The organism is Sphingomonas qilianensis, assembly GCF_039614825.1.
GTDB lineage: Bacteria > Pseudomonadota > Alphaproteobacteria > Sphingomonadales > Sphingomonadaceae > Sphingomonas > Sphingomonas qilianensis.
This window is the reverse complement of the sequence record NZ_JBDIMF010000002.1, coordinates 387,229-404,701: the sequence shown is the minus strand read 5'-3', so window position 1 is coordinate 404,701 and position 17,473 is coordinate 387,229. Positions and strand designations below refer to the sequence as shown.

Genomic DNA, 17,473 nt, shown 5'->3' with positions numbered 1-17,473 from the left:
TGGTCCAGTTTATTGCAGCGACCTGAAGGGAACGGGGCCAGGCATCCGACTGCCGCCCCGGTCGGCGCTAGCGCTTGATCCTCGGCATCCCGAGGAAATCGCGCTTGCCGAGCTTTACGCCCTGCGCCCGCAGGATCGCATAGGCGGTGCTGGCGTGAAAATAGAAGTTGGGCTGCGAAAAAGAGAGCAGGAAATTCGCCCCGGTGAACGGCATTCTGGTTTCCCCGAACGCAAACTGCGTATCGCCTTCGGCCAGCGCATCCACGGCATCGCGGTCCAGCGCGTTGAGGCTGGCGATCGCCGTCTGCACGACGCGGTGCAGACCGGCAAAATCCGTCGGCCACGGCGCCATGTCGGGCGAGAAGCTGCCCGCCTGCACGCCTTCGATCCCGCCGACGGAATGCACCGCGCAGGACTTTACCTGGTAGCCGAAGGGCAGCATGTCGGGTGCCAGGCGCGTGTCGATCAGATCTGCTTCCGTCGTGCCGCGTTCGGCGCAAAAGGCCGCGGCCTTGTCGAGCAAGGCATCGACCGCCGCCAATATCTGCAGGTTCGACGGCACTACGGCATCAAAAAGCGAAAACGGCATCATCCTGCTCCCCAATGTTCGGCGCCAATTATGTCGATATGCCGCGCCGCCGTCGAGCACATGCGTGCACAGCTGCGCCCGCTTCCAATGCCGCGTCGGTGATCCAGCCCTCACGCGCATCCGCGCCGCAAGCGCTACATCGATGGCGAAGGGCACGAACAGCCGGCGGGGCTAGATCGCCCCCCGCCCACGACGATCGCGCAGTCCAATAGGATGCGCTTGCTCGCCTTGCGCAACGCATGGAGATCGCGCCACACCGGCTTGACCATTGCAGCACGTACGCGACAATCCCGCGCAGTTGGGTGACGAGCGCCGCGCGATCGCAAGGCGTCGGCGTAGGCCGGCTTCACGGCGTTCGTTCACGCTCATACTCCTAAGTTCGGGCGGCCTAGTGAGCAGTTGAAGTTGAAGCAATCGCAAGTTAATTAAGCACAGGTACTATGAAATGGTGGCATTCGCCTTGATCAGCAAACGAAAGGATCAGCACGGGTGAAGATCCGTCGAACTCATTTACGGCTTGCCTCAATAACGCTTGCCATGGCATTCTCGACGCCTGCTCTTGCCGAGAAACCCTACTTTTCGATGCTGCGGGCTGATTATCCAGCTGCGGCGCTCGCAGCGGGGATCGAGGGCGACGTCCCGGTCACCCTATATATTCGAGACGACGGCACCATCGACAGGTGCGTCGCAGAACCCGGCGGCAAGCTTGCTTTACTGAAGCGTGCCAGTTGCGCCGTGATTGCGCAGCGAGGGTTGTTTGCGCCTACTCTGAAACACGGCAAGCCTGTAGCTAGTGAAGCGGCCGTGATCGCCCGGTGGCGGATCTTGCCGGTCGATAGTTATTCCGGTGGCGCCACGCCAATCTCGCCCACAGACTGGGTGTCGGCTGCTGACTTGCCCTCATCAACCATGGATGCAGCAGGGGGCGTCGTTGTTGCTTTAGATGTTGCTGATACGGGTCGCCCAACGAGTTGCTCGATAGAAAAATCGAGCGGGTCAGCCGTGTTGGACAGGAAGATATGCCAACTAGCCTTGGCCCGCGCCCGGTACCTTGCCGCAGTCGACGATCAGGGACGCTTCCGCGCCACGAAGGCATTGTTCAAGGTAAAATGGGAGTCCGGCATGTAATTCTAGTGTTCGACCAAGTTGCAAAAACTTGTTCAACTTGGCAGCGGGCTGGAAATTCCCCATGGCCGACGGCGCTCATCGCACGGCAGCTGCTCGATCGGGCAAGGTAAGGCGAACAGGGCTCCGTGTCTCGCATCGCTAAATCCCTCGCTCCTTACCGTTGACCAACACATGCGTGCACAGCTGCGCCTCCGGCGTATCGCCCGCTTCCAGCGCGGCGACGGTGACCCAGCCCTCGGCTCGCTTGGCGGCGGCCAGCGCCGGATCCGTGCCCAGCGGCACGAACAGCCGCCGGCGCTCGATATCGCCCAGCCCGGCGGCGACGATCGCGTCGGCAAACAGCGAGAAGCCCACTGCGGCTTCCTCGGCGCCATCTTCGTGCACGATGGTGTAGCTGCCGCCGCGGCCGATTTCTCCCCGCACGCCATCGGCGAAGATCGAAAAGCCCAGCCAGGTCTGATATTCGAAACCGTGCCGCTCGGTCGGATCGAGCGTCAGCGCGACGCGCCCGCGAACGCTCTCGGCAATGCGCCACAGCCCATCGAGCCGCGAGGTCAGCGCGCCCTTGGCGTCCAGTGCGCAGAGCCGGTCATGCGCCATGTCGAACGGCCCCGCCGCCTCGATCAGCGGCAGATAGGCCGGGGCGATTTCCGCCACACCGCCGGCATCCTTGGCATCGAGCCGGTCGCGCACGGTCGGCACCAGCGCGGCGTCGAGCGGCAGCGGGCCGGCCGCCAGCGTGGCGACCAGATCGGGCAGGGTGAAATCGATCGACACGCCGGTGACGCCCGCCGCCTCCAGCGCCTCGACCGCGACACGCACCACCTCGACCGCGGCGGGGACGGTATCAAGCCCGATCAGCTCGCAGCCGATCTGGCGCAGCTCGCGCTCCGGGCTGAGCTGCGAGGCGCGCAATTTCAGCACCGGGCCGGCATAGGACAGCCGCACCGGGCGGGGATGATGCCCCATGCGCGTGGCGGCAATGCGGCCGATCTGCGCGGTCATATCGGGGCGGATGGCAAGCGTCGCCTGGCTGACCGGATCGACGAAGCGCACGGCATCCTGCGCGCGCGCCGCCTTGAGCCGCCCGGCAAGGCCGGATTCGAATTCGGCAAGCGCGGGATCGGTGCGCTCATAGCCATGCGCGTACGCCGCGCCCAGGATCGCCGCCTCAAGCCGCGCGGCGGCATCGGCGAACGGCGGCAGGCGGTCTCGGAAACCTTCGGGGAGTAAAGCGGTCATATATGGGGCCTATGGCAAAGCGCAGCGCATTCGACCAGCCTGTACCCGCCCTTTGAAGGGTGCCGCCAGCTCCCTCGTCACCCCGGACTCGTTCCGGGGTCCACTGCTCCGCAAGCTCTCCGGCTTCGGGAAATGCGGAATGGTAGACCCCGGAACAAGTCCGGGGTGACGGAGGGTTTCGCTTGGCTAAGGCCTAGCAAAGATGAGCTCAGAAGCTCAGCCCCATCGCCGTGCGCACGCCGGCGAGCGCGCGGACCTTGCCCAGCAGCTCTGCGGTCACCGGCTCGTCGACCGACAGCAGCAACACCGCCTCGCCGCCGGCGGAGCGCCGGCCGAGATGGAAGGTGCCGATGTTGACGCCCTGCTCGCCGAGCAGCGAGCCCAATCGCCCGATAAAGCCCGGCGCATCCTCGTTGACGACATACAGCATATGCCCCGCCAAATCCGCCTCGACCTTGATCCCGAACAGTTCGACCAGCCGCGGCGCGGCCCCCACTGCATCACTTGGACCGAACAGCGTGCCCGCGACCGAACGCTCGCCGGCATCGGTCTTGACCGAGACGCGCAGCAGCGTGTGGTAATCGCCCTCGCGCTCGGTGCGCACTTCGCGCACCTCGATGCCGCGTTCCTTGGCCAAGAGCGGCGCGTTGACCATGTTGACCGTGTCGGTCTGCGTGCGCAGGAACCCGGCCAGCACGGCAGACACCATCGGCTTCTGGTTGAGCTCGGCGGCGGCGCCTTCCGAATGGATCGAGATCCGCCCGATCGCGCCATGCGTCAGCTGACCCACCAGCGAGCCCAATTTCTCGGCCAGCGCCATATACGGCTTCAGCCGCGGCGCTTCCTCGGCCGACAGCGACGGCACGTTGAGCGCGTTGGTCACCCCGCCGGACATCAGATAATCCGCCATCTGCTCGGCGACCTGGATCGCCACATTGACCTGCGCTTCGCTGGTCGAGGCGCCGAGATGCGGCGTCGAGACGAAATTGGGCGTGCCGAACAGCGGCGATTCCTTGGCCGGCTCTTGCACGAACACGTCGAGTGCCGCGCCACCGATATGGCCCGAATCGAGCCCGGCCTTCAGCGCCGCCTCGTCGATCAGCCCGCCGCGCGCGCAATTGATGATGCGCACGCCCTGCTTGGTCTTGGCCAAAGCCTCGGCCGACAGGATGTTGCGCGTCTGATCGGTCAGCGGCGTGTGCAGCGTGATGAAATCGGCGCGGGCGAGCAGTTCGTCCAGCTCGACCTTTTCGATGCCCAGTTCCAGCGCGCGCTCCGGCGACAGGAACGGATCGAACGCGACGACCTTCATCTTAAGGCCCAAAGCGCGATCAGCGACGATCGAGCCGATATTGCCCGCGCCGATCAGCCCCAGCGTCTTGCTGGTCAATTCGACGCCCATGAAGCGGTTCTTTTCCCACTTGCCGGCCTGGGTCGAGGCATCGGCCTCGGGCAGCTGGCGGGCGAGCGCGAACATCAAGGCGATGGCATGTTCGGCGGTGGTGATCGAATTGCCGAACGGCGTGTTCATCACGACCACGCCCTGCGCCGAGGCGGCAGGAATATCGACATTGTCGACGCCGATCCCGGCGCGGCCGATGACCTTCAGATTGGTCGCCGCGGCGAGGATCGCCTTGGTCACCTTGGTCGAGCTGCGGATGGCGAGCCCGTCATAGTCGCCGATGATGGCGATCAGTTCGTCGGGGGTCTTGCCGGTGATCTCGTCGACCTCGACGCCGCGCTCGCGGAAGATCTGCGCGGCTTTGGGGTCCATGGCGTCGCTGATAAGGACTTTTGGCATAGGAAGTTCCTTGGAAAGAGCCGTCATCCCCGCGCAGGCGGGGATCCATAATCGCTGACGGCAATGGGCATGGATCCCCGCCTGCGCGGGGATGACGATACATTAAGCGGTGGTGGCCTCGGCCATCACGGTCGCATAGGCCCAATCAAGCCACGGCCCGAGCGCCTCGATATCGGCGGTCTCGACAGTCGCGCCGCACCAGATGCGCAGGCCCGCCGGTGCATCGCGGTAGCCGGCGATGTCATACGCCGCGTCCGCCTTTTCGAGCAGCCCGGCAAACGCCTTGATCGCCGCTTCGTCCGCGCCCTCGACCGTCAGGCACACGCTGGTCTTCGAGCGCGTCGCCGGATCGGCCGCGAGATGCCCCAGCCAATCCCGCTCCGCCACGATCTTGTCGAGCGCCGCGGCATTGGCGTCGCTGCGCGCGATCAGCCCGTCCGCGCCGCCGACCGATTTGGCCCATTCCAGCGCGACAATGGCATCCTCGACCGCGAGCATCGACGGCGTATTGATCGTCTCGCCCTTGAACACGCCCTCGGTCAGCTTGCCCTTGGCGACCAGGCGGAACACCTTGGGCAGCGGCCAGGCCGGCGTATAGCTTTCCAGCCGCTCGACCGCGCGGGGGCCGAGGATCAGCACGCCGTGGCCGCCCTCGCCGCCCAGCACCTTCTGCCAGCTGAACGTGGCGACATCGATCTTCGCCCAGTCGATATCGTAGGCGAACACGCCCGAGGTCGCATCGGCGAAGCTCAGCCCCTCGCGGTCGGCGGGGATCCATGCGGCATCGGGGACGCGCACGCCGCTGGTCGTGCCGTTCCAGGTGAACAACACGTCGTTCGACCAATCGACCGCACCGAGATCAGGCAGCTGGCCATAATCGGCGCGCATCACGGTGGGATCGATCTTGAGCTGCTTGACCGCATCGGTCACCCAGCCCTCGCCAAAGCTTTCCCAGGCGAGCGTGGTGACGGGGCGCGCGCCCAGCATCGTCCACATCGCCATCTCGAACGCGCCGGTATCCGAACCGGGCACGATGCCGATGCGGTGCGTATCGGGCAGCTTGAGCAGTTCGCGCATCAGATCGATGCAATAGGCCAGACGCGTCTTGCCGATCTTGGAGCGATGCGAGCGACCGAGCACGTCCGTCGCGAGTTTTTCGGGGGACCAGCCGGGCGGCTTTGCGCACGGGCCGGAAGAAAAATAGGGGCGCGCCGGTTTGATCGCCGGGGCGGCAGGTACGTCAGTCATGTAGTCTCTCCTCACAGAGAGCACGCGCGGCGTTGGGACCGCGTGGCCCGTTGCCGGTCCTAGAGACGTCAGCCGGTGTGTCAATCACGCTTCGCCGCAAAACCGTGTCGCGCACACCTTTACGCCGCTACGCTTGTGCTGGTGAAACGCGTAATACTTCTGCTTGCCCTGTTCCTTGCCGCCTGCGGGCGCGACGATAAGCGCCCGCCGCCCCGCCCGTCGGGATCCCGGCCGACGCTCAACATTCCCACGCCCGCCGAAACGCGCGCCTGCTTTGCCGATCTGTCGCGTGCGGGCATTCGGTTTTCACCGTTGCCGGATCGCGATTATGGCGGCGGGTGCAGCCTGATCGGCGCGGTGCAGTTGATCGACATCGGCCTGCCCGTCAGCGGCATCCGCGGCATGCGCTGCGGCGTGGCGCGCGCCTTCGTCGGCTGGGCGCGCAACGCCATCGCGCCGGCCGCGCGGCAGATGCTGGGCAGCGATGTGGTGCGGGTCGAGACGATGGGCACTTATGCCTGCCGCAACGTGGTGGGCCGATCGGGGCGCCCGGCGAAGCTGTCGGGCCATGCCTCGGGCAATGCCGTGGACGTGTCCGCCTTCATCCTGCGCGACGGGCGGCGCATCAGCATCGAGAAGGATTGGGCATCGAGCGATCCGCAGGTGCGCGCCTTTCTGCAAACGATCCGCGGGTCGGCGTGCAAGCGTTACGGCACGGTGCTGAGCCCCGATTACAATGCGGCGCATTACAATCATTTGCACCTGGAGGATGATCGGGCGACGTTCTGCCGCTGACCTCCTTCGTCACCCCGGACTTGGTCCGGGGTCCACCAAGCGGCTTGGTCAATCGTCGCAGATCGAGAACAGCGCCAACGGCGCAGTGGACCCCGGACCCAGTCCCGGGTGGCGGCCCGTGGCAATGCTTACCATTACGCCCAGGGGTTCAAACCCACCCCGAATTGCCCTAGGCGCAGCCGCATGACCGACACACATGTACCGTCGCGCGTGTTTCCGCGCGCTCGCCAGGATGCCGAGACCGCCAGCGCCGGTGTCCATACCCCGCAAACCGAGAGCCCAAGCTTCCGCCTTGCTTTCCAGGACATGGATTTCCTGCTGCGCGAGGATCTGCGCCCGATCCGCTTCCAGCTCGAACTGCTCAAGCCCGAGCTGATCCTGGACGAAGCCAAGATCGCCTCGACCTTCGTGATGTACGGCTCGGCGCGCATTCCCGAGCCGGCCAAGGCGCAGGCTTTGCTGGAGCTTGCGCGTCAGGCCGAGGGCCGCACCGAGCAATCGATCCGCATCGCCGAGAGCCTGGTGGCCAAATCGAAATATTACGATGTCGCGCGCGCGCTGGCTTATAAAGCAAGCGAATGCCCGCTCGATGAAGCGGGCAAGCGGCAGTTCGTCGTCTGCTCGGGCGGTGGCCCGTCGATCATGGAAGCGGCCAATCGTGGCGCCGACGATGCGGGGCAGGAATCGATCGGCCTTAATATCGTGCTGCCGCACGAACAGGCGCCCAATCCCTATGTGACGCCGCATCTGAGCATGCAGTTCCACTATTTCGCGCTGCGCAAGATGCATTTCCTGCTGCGCGCGCGCGCGCTGGCGGCCTTCCCTGGCGGGTTCGGCACCTTCGACGAACTCTTCGAACTGCTGACCTTGATCCAGACCGGCAAGATCAAGCCGATCCCCGTGCTGCTGTTCGGGCGCGAGTTCTGGAACCGCGTGGTCAATTTCGAGGCGCTGGTCGAGGAAGGCGTGATTTCGCCGCGCGATCTCGGGCTGTTCACCTTCGTCGAAACGGCGGACGAAGCGTGGGACGTCGTGCAGACGTTTTACCGCGAAGCGACGGCGGAGGACGCCGACTAACGCGCCCGCCCCTCCCCTTCCGGGGAGGGGGCTTGAGGTTTACTTCGCGTCTTCCTTGGCGCCGCGCACGGCGGCGGCGGGATCGATCGAGGGCGCGCCGGTGGCGGGCGCGGCCTTGTTGGCGAGATCATCCGTGGTCGGATCGGCCTTGCCGCCGGGATTGGCCGGCGCACCGGCCGGGCCTTCCGCCTCGGGCTGCGGGCCGGGCGTGGGCGCTGCACCGGCGGCAGGCGCGGCGGGCAGCGGCAGGTTCGAGCCCTGCGCGTTGAGATAGGCGATCACATTGGCGCGATCCTGGCCATTGCCGATCCCGGCAAAGGTCATCTTGGTGCCGGGAGCGAATTTACGCGGGGACGTGAGCCACGCGCTCATATTCTCGAAATCCCATTTGCCGCCCTTGGCTTTCAGCACGTCCGAAAAAGCATAGCCCGCTTTGCCCTGCGCGATCGCCGCACCCATCGTAGCGTACAGGTTCGGGCCGATGCCGTTGGCCCCGCCCTGCGTGATGGTGTGGCAAGCGGCGCATTTCTTGAATACTTCCGCGCCCTTGGCGACGTCGGCGGTCGCTAGCAAGGTCGCGATCGGCACTTCGGCCGCGCCCGCGTCACCGCCCGTTTCTTCGGCGCCCTCGATCGGATAGCCGAACTTCTCGGGCACGCCTTCATGGAACATCATGCCGCCGACGATCGATAGCCCCAGCGCCGCGCCCATACCGGCCAACACCCAGCCCGCGATCGTGTTCGTCCGATTATCCATCCTCAGCCCCAACCTGTTCGCAAAACTGGGCTTCCTTTAGATTCGCGTTGCCCGCACCGCAAGCGGCGCTTAAGCGCTCCGCCTTCATGGAGAATTTTGCCGCCCCCGCGCGCCCGATCGTGGCCAGCATGACCGAGGCCGCCGCTGCCGCCCCCGCGCGCGCCGTCGCCTTCCAGGGCGCGCCGGGCGCCAACAGCCATGTCGCGGCCGTCGCGGCGTTCCCCGATGGCCTGCCGCTGCCGTGCTTCGATTTCGCCGACGCGATCGATGCGGTGCGCGACGGCCGTGCCGATTGCGCAATCATCCCGATCGAAAATTCGCTGCACGGCCGCGTCGCCGACATGCATTTCCTGCTGCCCGAATCGGGGCTGGTGATCACCGGCGAACATTTCCTCGGCATCAAGCATGCGCTGATGGGGGTCGGCACGCGCCAGGACGTGCGCGAGGCGATGAGCCATCCGCAGGCGCTGGGCCAGTGCCGCCATTGGCTGCGCGAACACGGTATCGCGCCGATCGCCTATCCCGATACGGCGGGCGCGGCGGCGGTGGTGGCGGAACTGGCCGACCCCAAGGTGGCGGCGCTGGCGCCGCCGGGGGCGGCGCAAATCTATGGCCTGAACCTGCTCGCCGAGGGGCTGGCCGATGCCGATCACAATACCACGCGCTTCGTCGTGCTGGCGCGCGCCGGCCACGCCGCGGTCGGCGATGGCCCGTGGATGACGACGCTGATCTTCGAGGTGAAGAACGTGCCCGCGGCGCTGTACAAGGCGATGGGCGGTTTCGCCACCAACGGCGTCAACATGACCAAGCTGGAAAGCTACCAGCGCGGCGGCAGCTTTGCGGCGACCGAATTCTATGCCGATGTCGAGGGGCGGCCCGGCGAGGCCGGACTCGACCGCGCGCTGGAAGAGCTTGGCTTCCATTCGAAATGGGTGCGCGTGCTGGGCACCTATCGCCAGGCCCGCGCGCGCGGCTGACGACCGTTCTGAAACGTCATCCCAGCGCAAGCTGGGATCTCAAGCGGCCTGTGCACGACAGCGCCGCACGAGACCCCGGCTTTCGCCGGGGTGACGCGTTTACATTTAGAACTTCACCCGGCCACCGAGCGACAGCACCACGGCGCTGGCATTTTCCAGCCGGCCGCTGGTGATGATCGTGGACCCTGCGGCGATCGTCGCGCGGTCGATCGTCGTGTCCTTGAAATCGACATAGTTGACGCCGGCATCGATGCCGAAGCGCGGGGTCAGCTGATAGCTGCCACCGGCGGCGTAGACCCAGCGGTTGGCATCCGGCACGCGCGCATCGCGCTGGCCGTCCTGCGTCGGCGTGACCGCGCGCTTCACGCCGGCACGGAACGTCGCCTTGGGGCTGAGCGCATAATCGAGGCCGCCCGCCAGGCTCCAGCTGTCCCGGTAGTTTTCCGGGATCTGCTGGTTGACCGGCGCGCCGAGATCGATCGTGTCGAACTTGCTCCAGCTATAGGCAACGACCTGCGCATTGAGCGTCAGCGCCTGTGTTGCGCGGAGGCGACCGGCGACGATCACCTGCCCCGGCGTGCTGAAGCGCGCCTTGATGCCCGAGAGCGATTCGTTGCCCGCGGCGAGCGGGCCGACGAGGCCCGTGACGTTGAGATCGCCCTTCAGATTATGCTCGATGCTCGATTTGTAGCTGATGCCGACGGTGGCGAAATCGTTGTGCAGCTGCACGCCCGCGGTCCAGCCGAAATCCCAGCCATTGCCCTTCAGCTCCTGCCGGCCATCGGCCTGGCTCGCCAAAATATTGGGCAGCGCGTTGCTCAACGTGGCATCGGTATATTCGACGTTGAGCGCACCGCCGACGCGCAACCAATCGGTCACCACCACGCCGATCGAGGGCTGGATGTCGATCGTGATCAGCTTGGTCTTGTCCGCGCTGTAGCGCGCCCAGCTGTCGCCATCATAATCGGTGGTGAAGCTGAACGGCGAGGTCACCGCCACGCCGAGCGCGATGCGATCGTTGACGCGATAGGCAAACGCGCCGGTGGGCACCACGCCCTTGTTGATCGGATCGCGCGACACGCGGTTGCCGGTGATCGGCACAAACGTCTGCCCGGGGCGGCGGATCAGCGTGCCGGTGTCGATCACATCGCCCTTGGGGAGCACGGCCGACGCCGCGATGGTCGCTTCGCTCTGCTCGATCCCGGCGATCGCCGCCGGGTTCCACCACAGCGAATCGGCACCGGTATCGGCGCCTTCACCCGAAAAGGCGCGGCCGGCGCCGCGCGCGGACTGCTCCTCGAGATAAAAGGCATTGGCATGCGCCACACCCTGCAGACCGAACATGGAGACAAGCGCGGACACGGCCAGCAACGGGGCCTTGGTACGAAACGACATTGGGGGGACTTTCTGGAAGATGTTTTAAAGGTCGGAACGCGGCGGCTTTAGCGCACGCGCGTCCAGGTCTGGGTCTTGCACAGCGGGAAGAATACGCAGCCGCGCAGCTTGAGCTGGCTGGCGCCGAGCGGGGTGATCTTGCCGCTATAGGTCTTGCCGTCCTCGGCATTGTAGACCTGGCCGGCGCTCCACACGCCATCGCCATCATGCTTGAAGCCGCTGAGCATCTGCATGCCCTGGATCGGGCGGCTGCGCAGCGCGGGGGCGGCGTTCTTGCTATCCTTCATTGCCGGATTGGCGCGCAGCGCATCCGAGCTCAGGATCTTGCCGCAGATCGATGGGCCGCAGCGGCTGATCTCGACGATCGCGTTATGCGTTTGCGTCTTCCAGCGGCCGAGCACGGTTTCCGCGGTGGCGGCGCCGGTCGGCCCGGCAAGCAATGCGGCGAAAATCAATAGCGACATTTTCTTCCTCTCCCGCCCGGGCGTGCCGGGCAAAACGACAATCTTGGATGCCAGCGCCGTATGATACGGTCTGTTCTCGTCGGCGGGGCGGCGCTGAAAGCGTCCGCCCGTTGACGTATACGGCATCTACCGTGTCCCGTAGAAATGTTTGCCGGCATGTCAACAACGCTGATTTGGCGAAGCGGCGCTTTTGCGACGAACAGCCCCCAAGAAGGCGCTTCCCCAGCGCGCTGAAATGCGCGACACGTGTGGCAGAACGATGGCCGGCCAGGCGATCCTCAACGGACCCTGGCCAGCCGCCCCGCAGGTAAGCGGGGCGGATACATCGCCCAGGGGGACGGATGACCGAGCACGAGGATCTGACCGGTATCAACGAAGTCGCGCGGATGCTCAGCATCACGCCGCGCACGTTGCGCTTCTATGAGGATAAGGGGCTGATCACACCGTGCCGCGTCGGCGCGATCCGCGCTTATACCAAAAAGCAGATCGCGCGCATGCAACTGATCCTGCGCGGCAAAAGGCTGGGCTTTTCGCTGCGCGATATCGAGGAGTTTCTCGATCTCTACGATGCCGATCCCCAGCATGTGGAACAGATGCGCGCGCTGGCCGAACGCTGCCGCCAGCGCATCGACCTGCTCGAGGGCCAGCGCGCGGCGATCGCCGAGACGCTGAGCGAGTTGGAAGAGATCGAGCGCCAGGCGCTGGCACGCGTCCCCGCGCGGCGCGGGCGACCGCCGCGGGCCCGGCTGGACGACGCGGGCGCGCATGCGGGCGGCGGGCACTGATCGGCGATTGGCAGCGGCGGGCGGAAGCGTCGCGGAGGCCGGAATGAGAATATTAATCTTCTATGCCTTGGTGGCGGGATGGCTTTTCTGGGTGTTCGCTGTTGACCGCTATAGCGCGCGGGGCATTCAAAACGCGCGCAGCGAATGCGACAGCAAGGGCATTTTGCGCGTGCTTGACCACCAACAATGAAAAAGTCTAATATCTAAACCGGCAATACGGACGCAACTAAAGAAGACGGTGCGTGATTATCAAGCCGACAGCCGCTTTTTTCGCTCGGTTTACACTTTATCTATTAATGATAAACCTATCGCAGAACTAAACATTCTTCGCGCTTATCATGTATCATCGCTATCGTGGACTGGCCTAGCGACGCCATCACCAGCCTTTATCTCTGCTACGGATGTAAGATCCGATCAGTACTAGCAATTACTTCCATCTTTTACGTAAGCCCGTACGCTTCTGACCGAAAACGGCGAGAAGCCGCTTAATCCGCTGGTGCAAAAAGCTGACGCAATTTGAAGCGCATTCAGTCGGCTTCCTATGGCACGATCCCGAAAGTGGTCATTCCTCTTTCCACAAAAAAAGCCGCCGTCCGACTCCCCGCTACTCCTTCGCCCACTCGGTCAGCAGCGTATAGGCGATGGCATAAGGCGGGGGCGGCAGGAATGGCCCCTCCTCGCCCGCCAGCACCGCGCGGACCATCGCGCGGGGCACCCACATGGCGTCTTCCAGCTCGTTCGTGTCGAGCGTGATTGCATCGTCGTCGGCGGTTGCGACGCAGGCGATCATCAGCGAGGAGGGGAATGGCCAGGGCTGGCTGGCGATATAGCGGACGTCGCGCACCCGCACGCCCGATTCCTCCTCGATCTCGCGCGCAACCGCTTCCTCGACCGATTCGCCGGGTTGGAGAAAGCCGGCCAGCGCGGAATACCGCCCGGCCGGCCAGTTCTTGCCGCGCCCGAGCAGCGCACGGCCATCATGTTCGGCGATCATGATCACCACCGGATCGACGCGGGGGAAATGCTCCGCCGCGCAACTGGGGCATTTGCGCGCCCAGCCGGCGCGATAAATGTCCGTTGCCGCGCCGCAATTGGCGCAGAAGCCGTGCCGCGCATGCCAGTCGATCAGGCTGCGCGCGGCGGCATAGATCGCCGCCTCGCCCGGCGCGAGATTGGCGAGCATCGCCATCAGCGCCGGGCTGCGCATCGCCGGCGCGCTGCTCGCCTGGAAGCCAGGCAAGAACGCGGCAAAATGCGGCCGGCCCTCTGCCAGCCCGAGCAGGATCGGCACGGCATCGTCGGGCAGATCGGCGAGCGTGGTCCAGACCAGCCGGCCGTCGCCGCCGATTTCGGGCATCAGCCCATCCAGCCTGAGCCACCGTGCCCGCCAGTCCCCCGCCGCCGCCGCGAACGCCGCCGGATCGTGGCGCAGGTCATCGGCGCGGTCGAGCGTGTTGCCGGTGAAACCGATCACTTCTGGAAGCGCGCCAGATCGCTGAGGAAGGCGGGCAGCACTTCCTGGCGCAGCGGATAGGTTTCGCCGGGGAAATAATTGACCATGATCGTGCCGCGCACGCGGCGCGCGGGATCGACGAACGCCACCGTGCCGGCCGCCCCGCCCCAGCCATAGGTGCCCTTGCTCGCGCCGCCGGCGAAATCCTCGAGATAGACCGAGCCGCCCGCGCCAAAGCCCATTTTCGGCCCCGCCGTATTGCCGCCCGTGCTGGCCACGGTGCCACCGAAGGTGACGCCGGCGGGCAGCAGATTGGACATGGCGAGCCGGGCCGTCTCTTCCTTCATCACGCGCGTGCCGTTCAACGTGCCGTAATTCTGCAGCATGTGCAGGAACGCGTCGTAATCGCGCGCCGACATGACGAGCCCGGCGCCGCCATAGGGAAAGCTGGGCTTCTTGAGCCAGGTCGACGTCGCCGCGGCATCGAGCGGCATGCGCGCCTTGGGGTCGATCTTCGACGTATCGAACGCCGGATTGATCTGCGCCATGCTGGCCTTGGTGAACGCGTAATTGGTGGCGAAGCGCGGGATCTCGCTCTGCGGCACCGTCCAATAGCTCGATGTCATGCCCAGCGGATTGAAGATGCGCTGCTGCACGAAGCCATCGAAGCTCATGCCGCTGGCCACTTCGATCACGCGGCCCATCACGTCGAGCCCGATCGAATAGCTCCATTTGGTGCCGGGTTCGTACATCAGCGGCACGCTGGCGACACGATCGGCGAAGTCCGCCAGCGTGGCCGGGCGGTTCTTGCGCGCTTCGGCCTCGAACTGGTTGTTGACCTGCGCCGGGTTGATGCCGAGCCGGTTATATTCCGCGAGCAACGCGCCCTTGGTGACGGTGCTGTAGCCGAGCCCGGCGCTGTGCGTGAGCAGCATGCGGATAGTGATCGGGTTTTTGGCCGGATGGCTCTTCAGGCTGTCCGGCCCATCAATCACGGTCACGGTCTTGAACGCCGGGATGAACTTGCTCACCGGATCGTCGAGCCCGATCTTGCCATCCTCGACCAGCATCATCGCCGCCATGCCGGTGATCGGCTTGGTCATCGAATAGACGCGCCACAGGCTGTCCGGCGCGGCGCGGGCCGCGCCGGCGCCGTCGGCGATCTTGCCCGCGGAAAGGAAGATCGTCGGCCTATCGGCCACGCCGAACGCGGCCGTGATGCCGGGCATCTTGTTGTCGCGAACATACCCCTCGATCACCGCCTGCGTGGTGGGCAGCAGCGACGGGACCGCGGTTATCGGATCGCGTTGCGGCTTGAGCCCGGCCTGTTGCGGCGCCGGCGCCGTCTGAACCTGCGGCGCCGCCTGCTGCGCCAGGCCCGCGCCGGCAAGCATGGTGGCGAGCGCGCCGGCGGATACCAAAAGCTTAAAACGTATCATGTCAGTCTCCTGATAGCGCCGCCCGGATGGCAGCCCCGGCCTTGGCAAAAACGGTCGGCAACCCGGCCGAATCGAGCTCGGCCACCGGCCACCACTCGCCGGCGTTCGAATGCCTGTCCAGCACGCCCACGGCAAGCGCCAGTTCGAGCCGGAAGTGCGTGAAAACATGGGCGACCGTGCCACCAAGCAGGCGCCAGTCGGCCGCGGTGGGCGGATCCGCCAGCCCCGGCGCGGCGTCCGCCCACGGCCCGGTCGGCAAGGCGCGCATGCCGCCGAGCAGCCCGCGTGGCGGGCGGCGGACGAGCAGCACCTGGCCCTGCCGCTCGGCCCAGAAGATCGTGCCATAACGCTGCGGCTTGGCCGCCTTGGCAGCCTTGACCGGATAGGCTTCAGGCGCGCCGCTGGCGAACCCGGCGCAGTCGTGATTGAGCGGGCAGGCCAGGCATTTGGGCGCGCGCGGCGTGCAGATGCCCGAGCCCAAATCCATCAGGCCTTGCGCGAAATCGCCCGAGCGCATGTCGGGCACGATGCGATCGGCGGCGGCGCGGATCGCCGGGCGCGCCGCCGGCAAAGGCTGATCGATCGCGAACAGCCGCGCGACGACGCGCTCGATATTGGCGTCGACCACCACCGCGCGCTGCCCGAAGGCGATGCTGGCGATCGCCGCGGCGGTATAGTCGCCAATGCCGGGCAACGCGCGCAGCGCCGCCTCGGTGCCGGGAAACGCGCCGCCATGCCGCGCCGTGACGACCTTGGCGCAGGCGATCAGGTTGCGCGCGCGGGCATAATAGCCAAGCCCCGCCCAGGCGGTCATCACCTCGGCTTCGTCCGCTGCCGCCAGCGCCGCGAAATCGGGCCAGCGCGCGGTGAACAGCGCGAACTTGGGGCGCACCGTCGCCACCGTGGTCTGTTGCAGCATGATTTCGGACAGCCACACGCGATACGGGTCCGGTGCCGGCTCCCCCGGCGGCGCGCGCCACGGCAGGGTACGGGCATGCGCATCATACCAGGCTAACAACACGGCAGAAATGGATCGGGGCTTTGCGGGCACGGTGCCGCTATGGCATGGAGCCCCAGATGAGCAAGCGCGCCGTTCCTCCCCCCAAGCCCGAGCATGTGCGCGGTGGCCGTGCGCGCAGCGTGGCCGAGTTGCTGCCCGATGCCGGGCGCGCCGCCTTCCGCCGCTTCGGCTTCGTGCAGAGCGCGGTCGTGACGCGCTGGGCGGAGATCGTCGGGCCGCGTTATGCCGGCGTGTCGGCGCCCGAATCGATCCGCTTCCCGCCGGGCAAGCGCGCCGAGGGCACGCTCAACCTGGTGGTGCGCGGCGCGCATGGCACGATGATGCAGCATATCGCGCCCGAGATCATCGACCGGGTCAATCGCTTCTTCGGCTATGCCGCGATCGCGCGCGTGCAGATGCGCCAGGGCGACGTGCCGGCGCCCCGCGTCCGCGCCGCGCCCCCCTCGCTCAAGCCGATCCCGGCGGACCTGGGCGAAAGCCTGCGGACAATCGCCGATCCGGAACTGAAAGCGGTGCTGGAGGCGCTGGCCGCCGGCGTCGCCGCCACCAGCGGCCCGCCGCGTATCGCCCCCCTGACTGGACATTACGACGAATGATCCGCCTGATTTTCGCGTTGCTGCTGCTGCCGCTGCTGGCCGGGGCCGCCCCTGCTCCCCGCGATTGGAGCAAAGCCGTCACGCGCAGCGCCGACGGCGCCTATGTGATCGGCAATCCGGCGGCCAGGGTGAAGCTGGTCGAATATCTCAGCTACACCTGCCCGCATTGCGCACGGTATGCGCAGGCCTCGACGCCGACCCTGCGCGATACGTTCATTCGCTCGGGCTCGACCCGTGTCGAACTGCGTCACGCGACGCGCGACCGGCTCGATCTCGCCGCGACGGTGATCGCGCGCTGCACCGGGCCGGCCGGCTTTGCCGCGACCAGCGAGCGGATCTTCGCAACGCAGGAAGACTGGTACGAGCGCGGCACTCGCTTCGAACAGCCCAATGCCGCGCGCATGGCGCTCTATCCGCAAGGCGCAAAGCTGCGCGCGCTGGCCTATGGCGCGGGGCTGGCCGAGATCGGCAAGGCGCGCGGGCTGAGCGATGCCGCGCTCACCGCGTGCTTCGATGACACCGCTGCGTTGCTGCAGATCGCCCGCATGAGCGATGCCTCCTGGAAGGCGATCGCTGCCGCCTCCGCCCCGCAGCCGGGCGGCACACCGACCTTCGTGGTCAATGGCAAAGCCTATGCCACGCTCGATTGGGCGGGGCTGGAAAAGATCCTCCGTGCCGCCGGCGCCAGATAATCCCTTGGAGTATTC

The 17,473-nt window shown here is 66.1% G+C and carries 18 protein-coding genes; 8 read left to right on the top strand and 10 right to left on the bottom strand.

What is annotated here, in order from left to right:
• Window positions 1–67 precede the first annotated feature (67 nt).
• Complete coding sequence (locus tag ABC969_RS08415; protein ID WP_345864225.1) at window positions 68–589, bottom strand: DUF1993 domain-containing protein; 522 nt, start codon at window positions 587–589, stop codon at window positions 68–70.
• 537 nt (window positions 590–1,126) lie between these two features.
• On the opposite strand from ABC969_RS08415, the gene ABC969_RS08410 reads away from it, so the two are divergent.
• Entirely contained in the window at window positions 1,127–1,717 is a 591-nt protein-coding gene (locus ABC969_RS08410) for a TonB family protein (protein ID WP_345864224.1), read from the top strand.
• A 138-nt stretch (window positions 1,718–1,855) separates the two neighbouring features.
• Here ABC969_RS08410 and ABC969_RS08405 read toward each other — a convergent pair whose 3' ends face one another.
• The 3 genes from ABC969_RS08405 to ABC969_RS08395 form a co-directional block, all read right to left on the bottom strand.
• The gene (locus ABC969_RS08405; protein WP_345864223.1) at window positions 1,856–2,959 is read right to left on the bottom strand and encodes an ATP phosphoribosyltransferase regulatory subunit; all 1,104 of its coding nucleotides are present in this window, start codon (window positions 2,957–2,959) and stop codon (window positions 1,856–1,858) included.
• A gap of 208 nt (window positions 2,960–3,167) precedes the next feature.
• Window positions 3,168–4,760: a phosphoglycerate dehydrogenase gene (gene serA / locus ABC969_RS08400; RefSeq protein ID WP_345864222.1), complete on the bottom strand. Its 1,593-nt coding sequence runs from the start codon at window positions 4,758–4,760 to the stop codon at window positions 3,168–3,170.
• A gap of 102 nt (window positions 4,761–4,862) precedes the next feature.
• Window positions 4,863–6,008, bottom strand: coding sequence for a phosphoserine transaminase (locus tag ABC969_RS08395; protein WP_345864221.1), 1,146 nt, complete (start codon window positions 6,006–6,008; stop codon window positions 4,863–4,865).
• Between the two features lie 138 nt (window positions 6,009–6,146).
• Here ABC969_RS08395 and ABC969_RS08390 point away from each other — a divergent pair, with 138 nt between their 5' ends.
• Both ABC969_RS08390 and ABC969_RS08385 read left to right on the top strand, forming a co-directional pair.
• Window positions 6,147–6,803: an extensin family protein gene (locus tag ABC969_RS08390; RefSeq protein WP_345864316.1), complete on the top strand. Its 657-nt coding sequence runs from the start codon at window positions 6,147–6,149 to the stop codon at window positions 6,801–6,803.
• 183 nt (window positions 6,804–6,986) lie between these two features.
• Window positions 6,987–7,880, top strand: a complete 894-nt coding sequence (locus ABC969_RS08385; RefSeq protein ID WP_345864220.1) for an LOG family protein — start codon at window positions 6,987–6,989, stop codon at window positions 7,878–7,880.
• A gap of 39 nt (window positions 7,881–7,919) precedes the next feature.
• Here the strand turns inward: ABC969_RS08385 and ABC969_RS08380 are convergent, their stop codons facing one another.
• Entirely contained in the window at window positions 7,920–8,636 is a 717-nt protein-coding gene (locus ABC969_RS08380) for a c-type cytochrome (RefSeq protein ID WP_345864219.1), read from the bottom strand.
• An 86-nt stretch (window positions 8,637–8,722) separates the two neighbouring features.
• On the opposite strand from ABC969_RS08380, the gene ABC969_RS08375 reads away from it, so the two are divergent.
• Window positions 8,723–9,613, top strand: coding sequence for a prephenate dehydratase (locus ABC969_RS08375; RefSeq protein ID WP_345864315.1), 891 nt, complete (start codon window positions 8,723–8,725; stop codon window positions 9,611–9,613).
• Window positions 9,614–9,718: 105 nt separating this feature from the next.
• Here the strand turns inward: ABC969_RS08375 and ABC969_RS08370 are convergent, their stop codons facing one another.
• Both ABC969_RS08370 and ABC969_RS08365 read right to left on the bottom strand, forming a co-directional pair.
• Complete coding sequence (locus ABC969_RS08370) at window positions 9,719–11,008, bottom strand: OmpP1/FadL family transporter (protein WP_345864218.1); 1,290 nt, start codon at window positions 11,006–11,008, stop codon at window positions 9,719–9,721.
• Window positions 11,009–11,055: 47 nt separating this feature from the next.
• Window positions 11,056–11,472: a DUF2147 domain-containing protein gene (locus ABC969_RS08365; RefSeq protein WP_345864217.1), complete on the bottom strand. Its 417-nt coding sequence runs from the start codon at window positions 11,470–11,472 to the stop codon at window positions 11,056–11,058.
• A gap of 341 nt (window positions 11,473–11,813) precedes the next feature.
• On the opposite strand from ABC969_RS08365, the gene ABC969_RS08360 reads away from it, so the two are divergent.
• Window positions 11,814–12,257: a MerR family transcriptional regulator gene (locus ABC969_RS08360; protein WP_345864216.1), complete on the top strand. Its 444-nt coding sequence runs from the start codon at window positions 11,814–11,816 to the stop codon at window positions 12,255–12,257.
• Window positions 12,258–12,300: 43 nt separating this feature from the next.
• Window positions 12,301–12,447 carry a hypothetical protein gene (locus ABC969_RS08355; protein ID WP_345864215.1) on the top strand — a complete coding sequence of 49 codons (147 nt, stop codon included), beginning with the start codon at window positions 12,301–12,303 and terminating at the stop codon, window positions 12,445–12,447.
• Window positions 12,448–12,861: 414 nt separating this feature from the next.
• On the opposite strand, the gene nudC is transcribed toward ABC969_RS08355, so the two are convergent.
• The 3 genes from nudC to ABC969_RS08340 are packed head-to-tail and all read right to left on the bottom strand — an operon-like array spanning window position 12,862 to window position 16,167.
• The gene (nudC, locus tag ABC969_RS08350) at window positions 12,862–13,731 is read right to left on the bottom strand and encodes an NAD(+) diphosphatase (RefSeq protein WP_345864214.1); all 870 of its coding nucleotides are present in this window, start codon (window positions 13,729–13,731) and stop codon (window positions 12,862–12,864) included.
• A complete protein-coding gene (locus ABC969_RS08345) occupies window positions 13,728–15,149 on the bottom strand; it encodes a serine hydrolase domain-containing protein (protein ID WP_345864213.1) in 1,422 nt (473 codons plus the stop codon). The genes nudC and ABC969_RS08345 overlap by 4 nt, the downstream gene beginning before the upstream one ends.
• Window position 15,150: 1 nt before the next feature.
• Window positions 15,151–16,167, bottom strand: coding sequence for an A/G-specific adenine glycosylase (locus tag ABC969_RS08340; RefSeq protein ID WP_345864314.1), 1,017 nt, complete (start codon window positions 16,165–16,167; stop codon window positions 15,151–15,153).
• Window positions 16,168–16,214: 47 nt separating this feature from the next.
• Between ABC969_RS08340 and ABC969_RS08335 the strand changes: the two genes are divergently transcribed.
• Together ABC969_RS08335 and ABC969_RS08330 are read left to right on the top strand one after the other, a co-directional pair.
• Window positions 16,215–16,766: a DUF721 domain-containing protein gene (locus ABC969_RS08335; protein WP_380808055.1), complete on the top strand. Its 552-nt coding sequence runs from the start codon at window positions 16,215–16,217 to the stop codon at window positions 16,764–16,766.
• A complete protein-coding gene (locus tag ABC969_RS08330; RefSeq protein ID WP_345864211.1) occupies window positions 16,763–17,458 on the top strand; it encodes a thioredoxin domain-containing protein in 696 nt (231 codons plus the stop codon). The genes ABC969_RS08335 and ABC969_RS08330 overlap by 4 nt, the downstream gene beginning before the upstream one ends.
• The last annotated feature ends 15 nt before the right edge of the window (window positions 17,459–17,473 follow it).

Coding starts and splice junctions, on each gene's coding strand:
- ABC969_RS08330 (WP_345864211.1), top strand. CDS start 16,763: ATGATCCGCCTGATTTTCGCGTTGCTGCTGCTGCCGCTGCTGGCCGGG.
- ABC969_RS08410 (WP_345864224.1), top strand. CDS start 1,127: ATGGCATTCTCGACGCCTGCTCTTGCCGAGAAACCCTACTTTTCGATG.
- ABC969_RS08370 (WP_345864218.1), bottom strand. CDS start 11,008: ATGTCGTTTCGTACCAAGGCCCCGTTGCTGGCCGTGTCCGCGCTTGTC.
- ABC969_RS08405 (WP_345864223.1), bottom strand. CDS start 2,959: ATGACCGCTTTACTCCCCGAAGGTTTCCGAGACCGCCTGCCGCCGTTC.
- serA (WP_345864222.1), bottom strand. CDS start 4,760: ATGCCAAAAGTCCTTATCAGCGACGCCATGGACCCCAAAGCCGCGCAG.
- ABC969_RS08395 (WP_345864221.1), bottom strand. CDS start 6,008: ATGACTGACGTACCTGCCGCCCCGGCGATCAAACCGGCGCGCCCCTAT.
- ABC969_RS08365 (WP_345864217.1), bottom strand. CDS start 11,472: ATGTCGCTATTGATTTTCGCCGCATTGCTTGCCGGGCCGACCGGCGCC.
- ABC969_RS08415 (WP_345864225.1), bottom strand. CDS start 589: ATGCCGTTTTCGCTTTTTGATGCCGTAGTGCCGTCGAACCTGCAGATA.
- ABC969_RS08385 (WP_345864220.1), top strand. CDS start 6,987: ATGACCGACACACATGTACCGTCGCGCGTGTTTCCGCGCGCTCGCCAG.
- ABC969_RS08335 (WP_380808055.1), top strand. CDS start 16,215: ATGGAGCCCCAGATGAGCAAGCGCGCCGTTCCTCCCCCCAAGCCCGAG.
- ABC969_RS08360 (WP_345864216.1), top strand. CDS start 11,814: ATGACCGAGCACGAGGATCTGACCGGTATCAACGAAGTCGCGCGGATG.
- ABC969_RS08345 (WP_345864213.1), bottom strand. CDS start 15,149: ATGATACGTTTTAAGCTTTTGGTATCCGCCGGCGCGCTCGCCACCATG.
- ABC969_RS08375 (WP_345864315.1), top strand. CDS start 8,723: ATGGAGAATTTTGCCGCCCCCGCGCGCCCGATCGTGGCCAGCATGACC.
- ABC969_RS08380 (WP_345864219.1), bottom strand. CDS start 8,636: ATGGATAATCGGACGAACACGATCGCGGGCTGGGTGTTGGCCGGTATG.
- ABC969_RS08355 (WP_345864215.1), top strand. CDS start 12,301: ATGAGAATATTAATCTTCTATGCCTTGGTGGCGGGATGGCTTTTCTGG.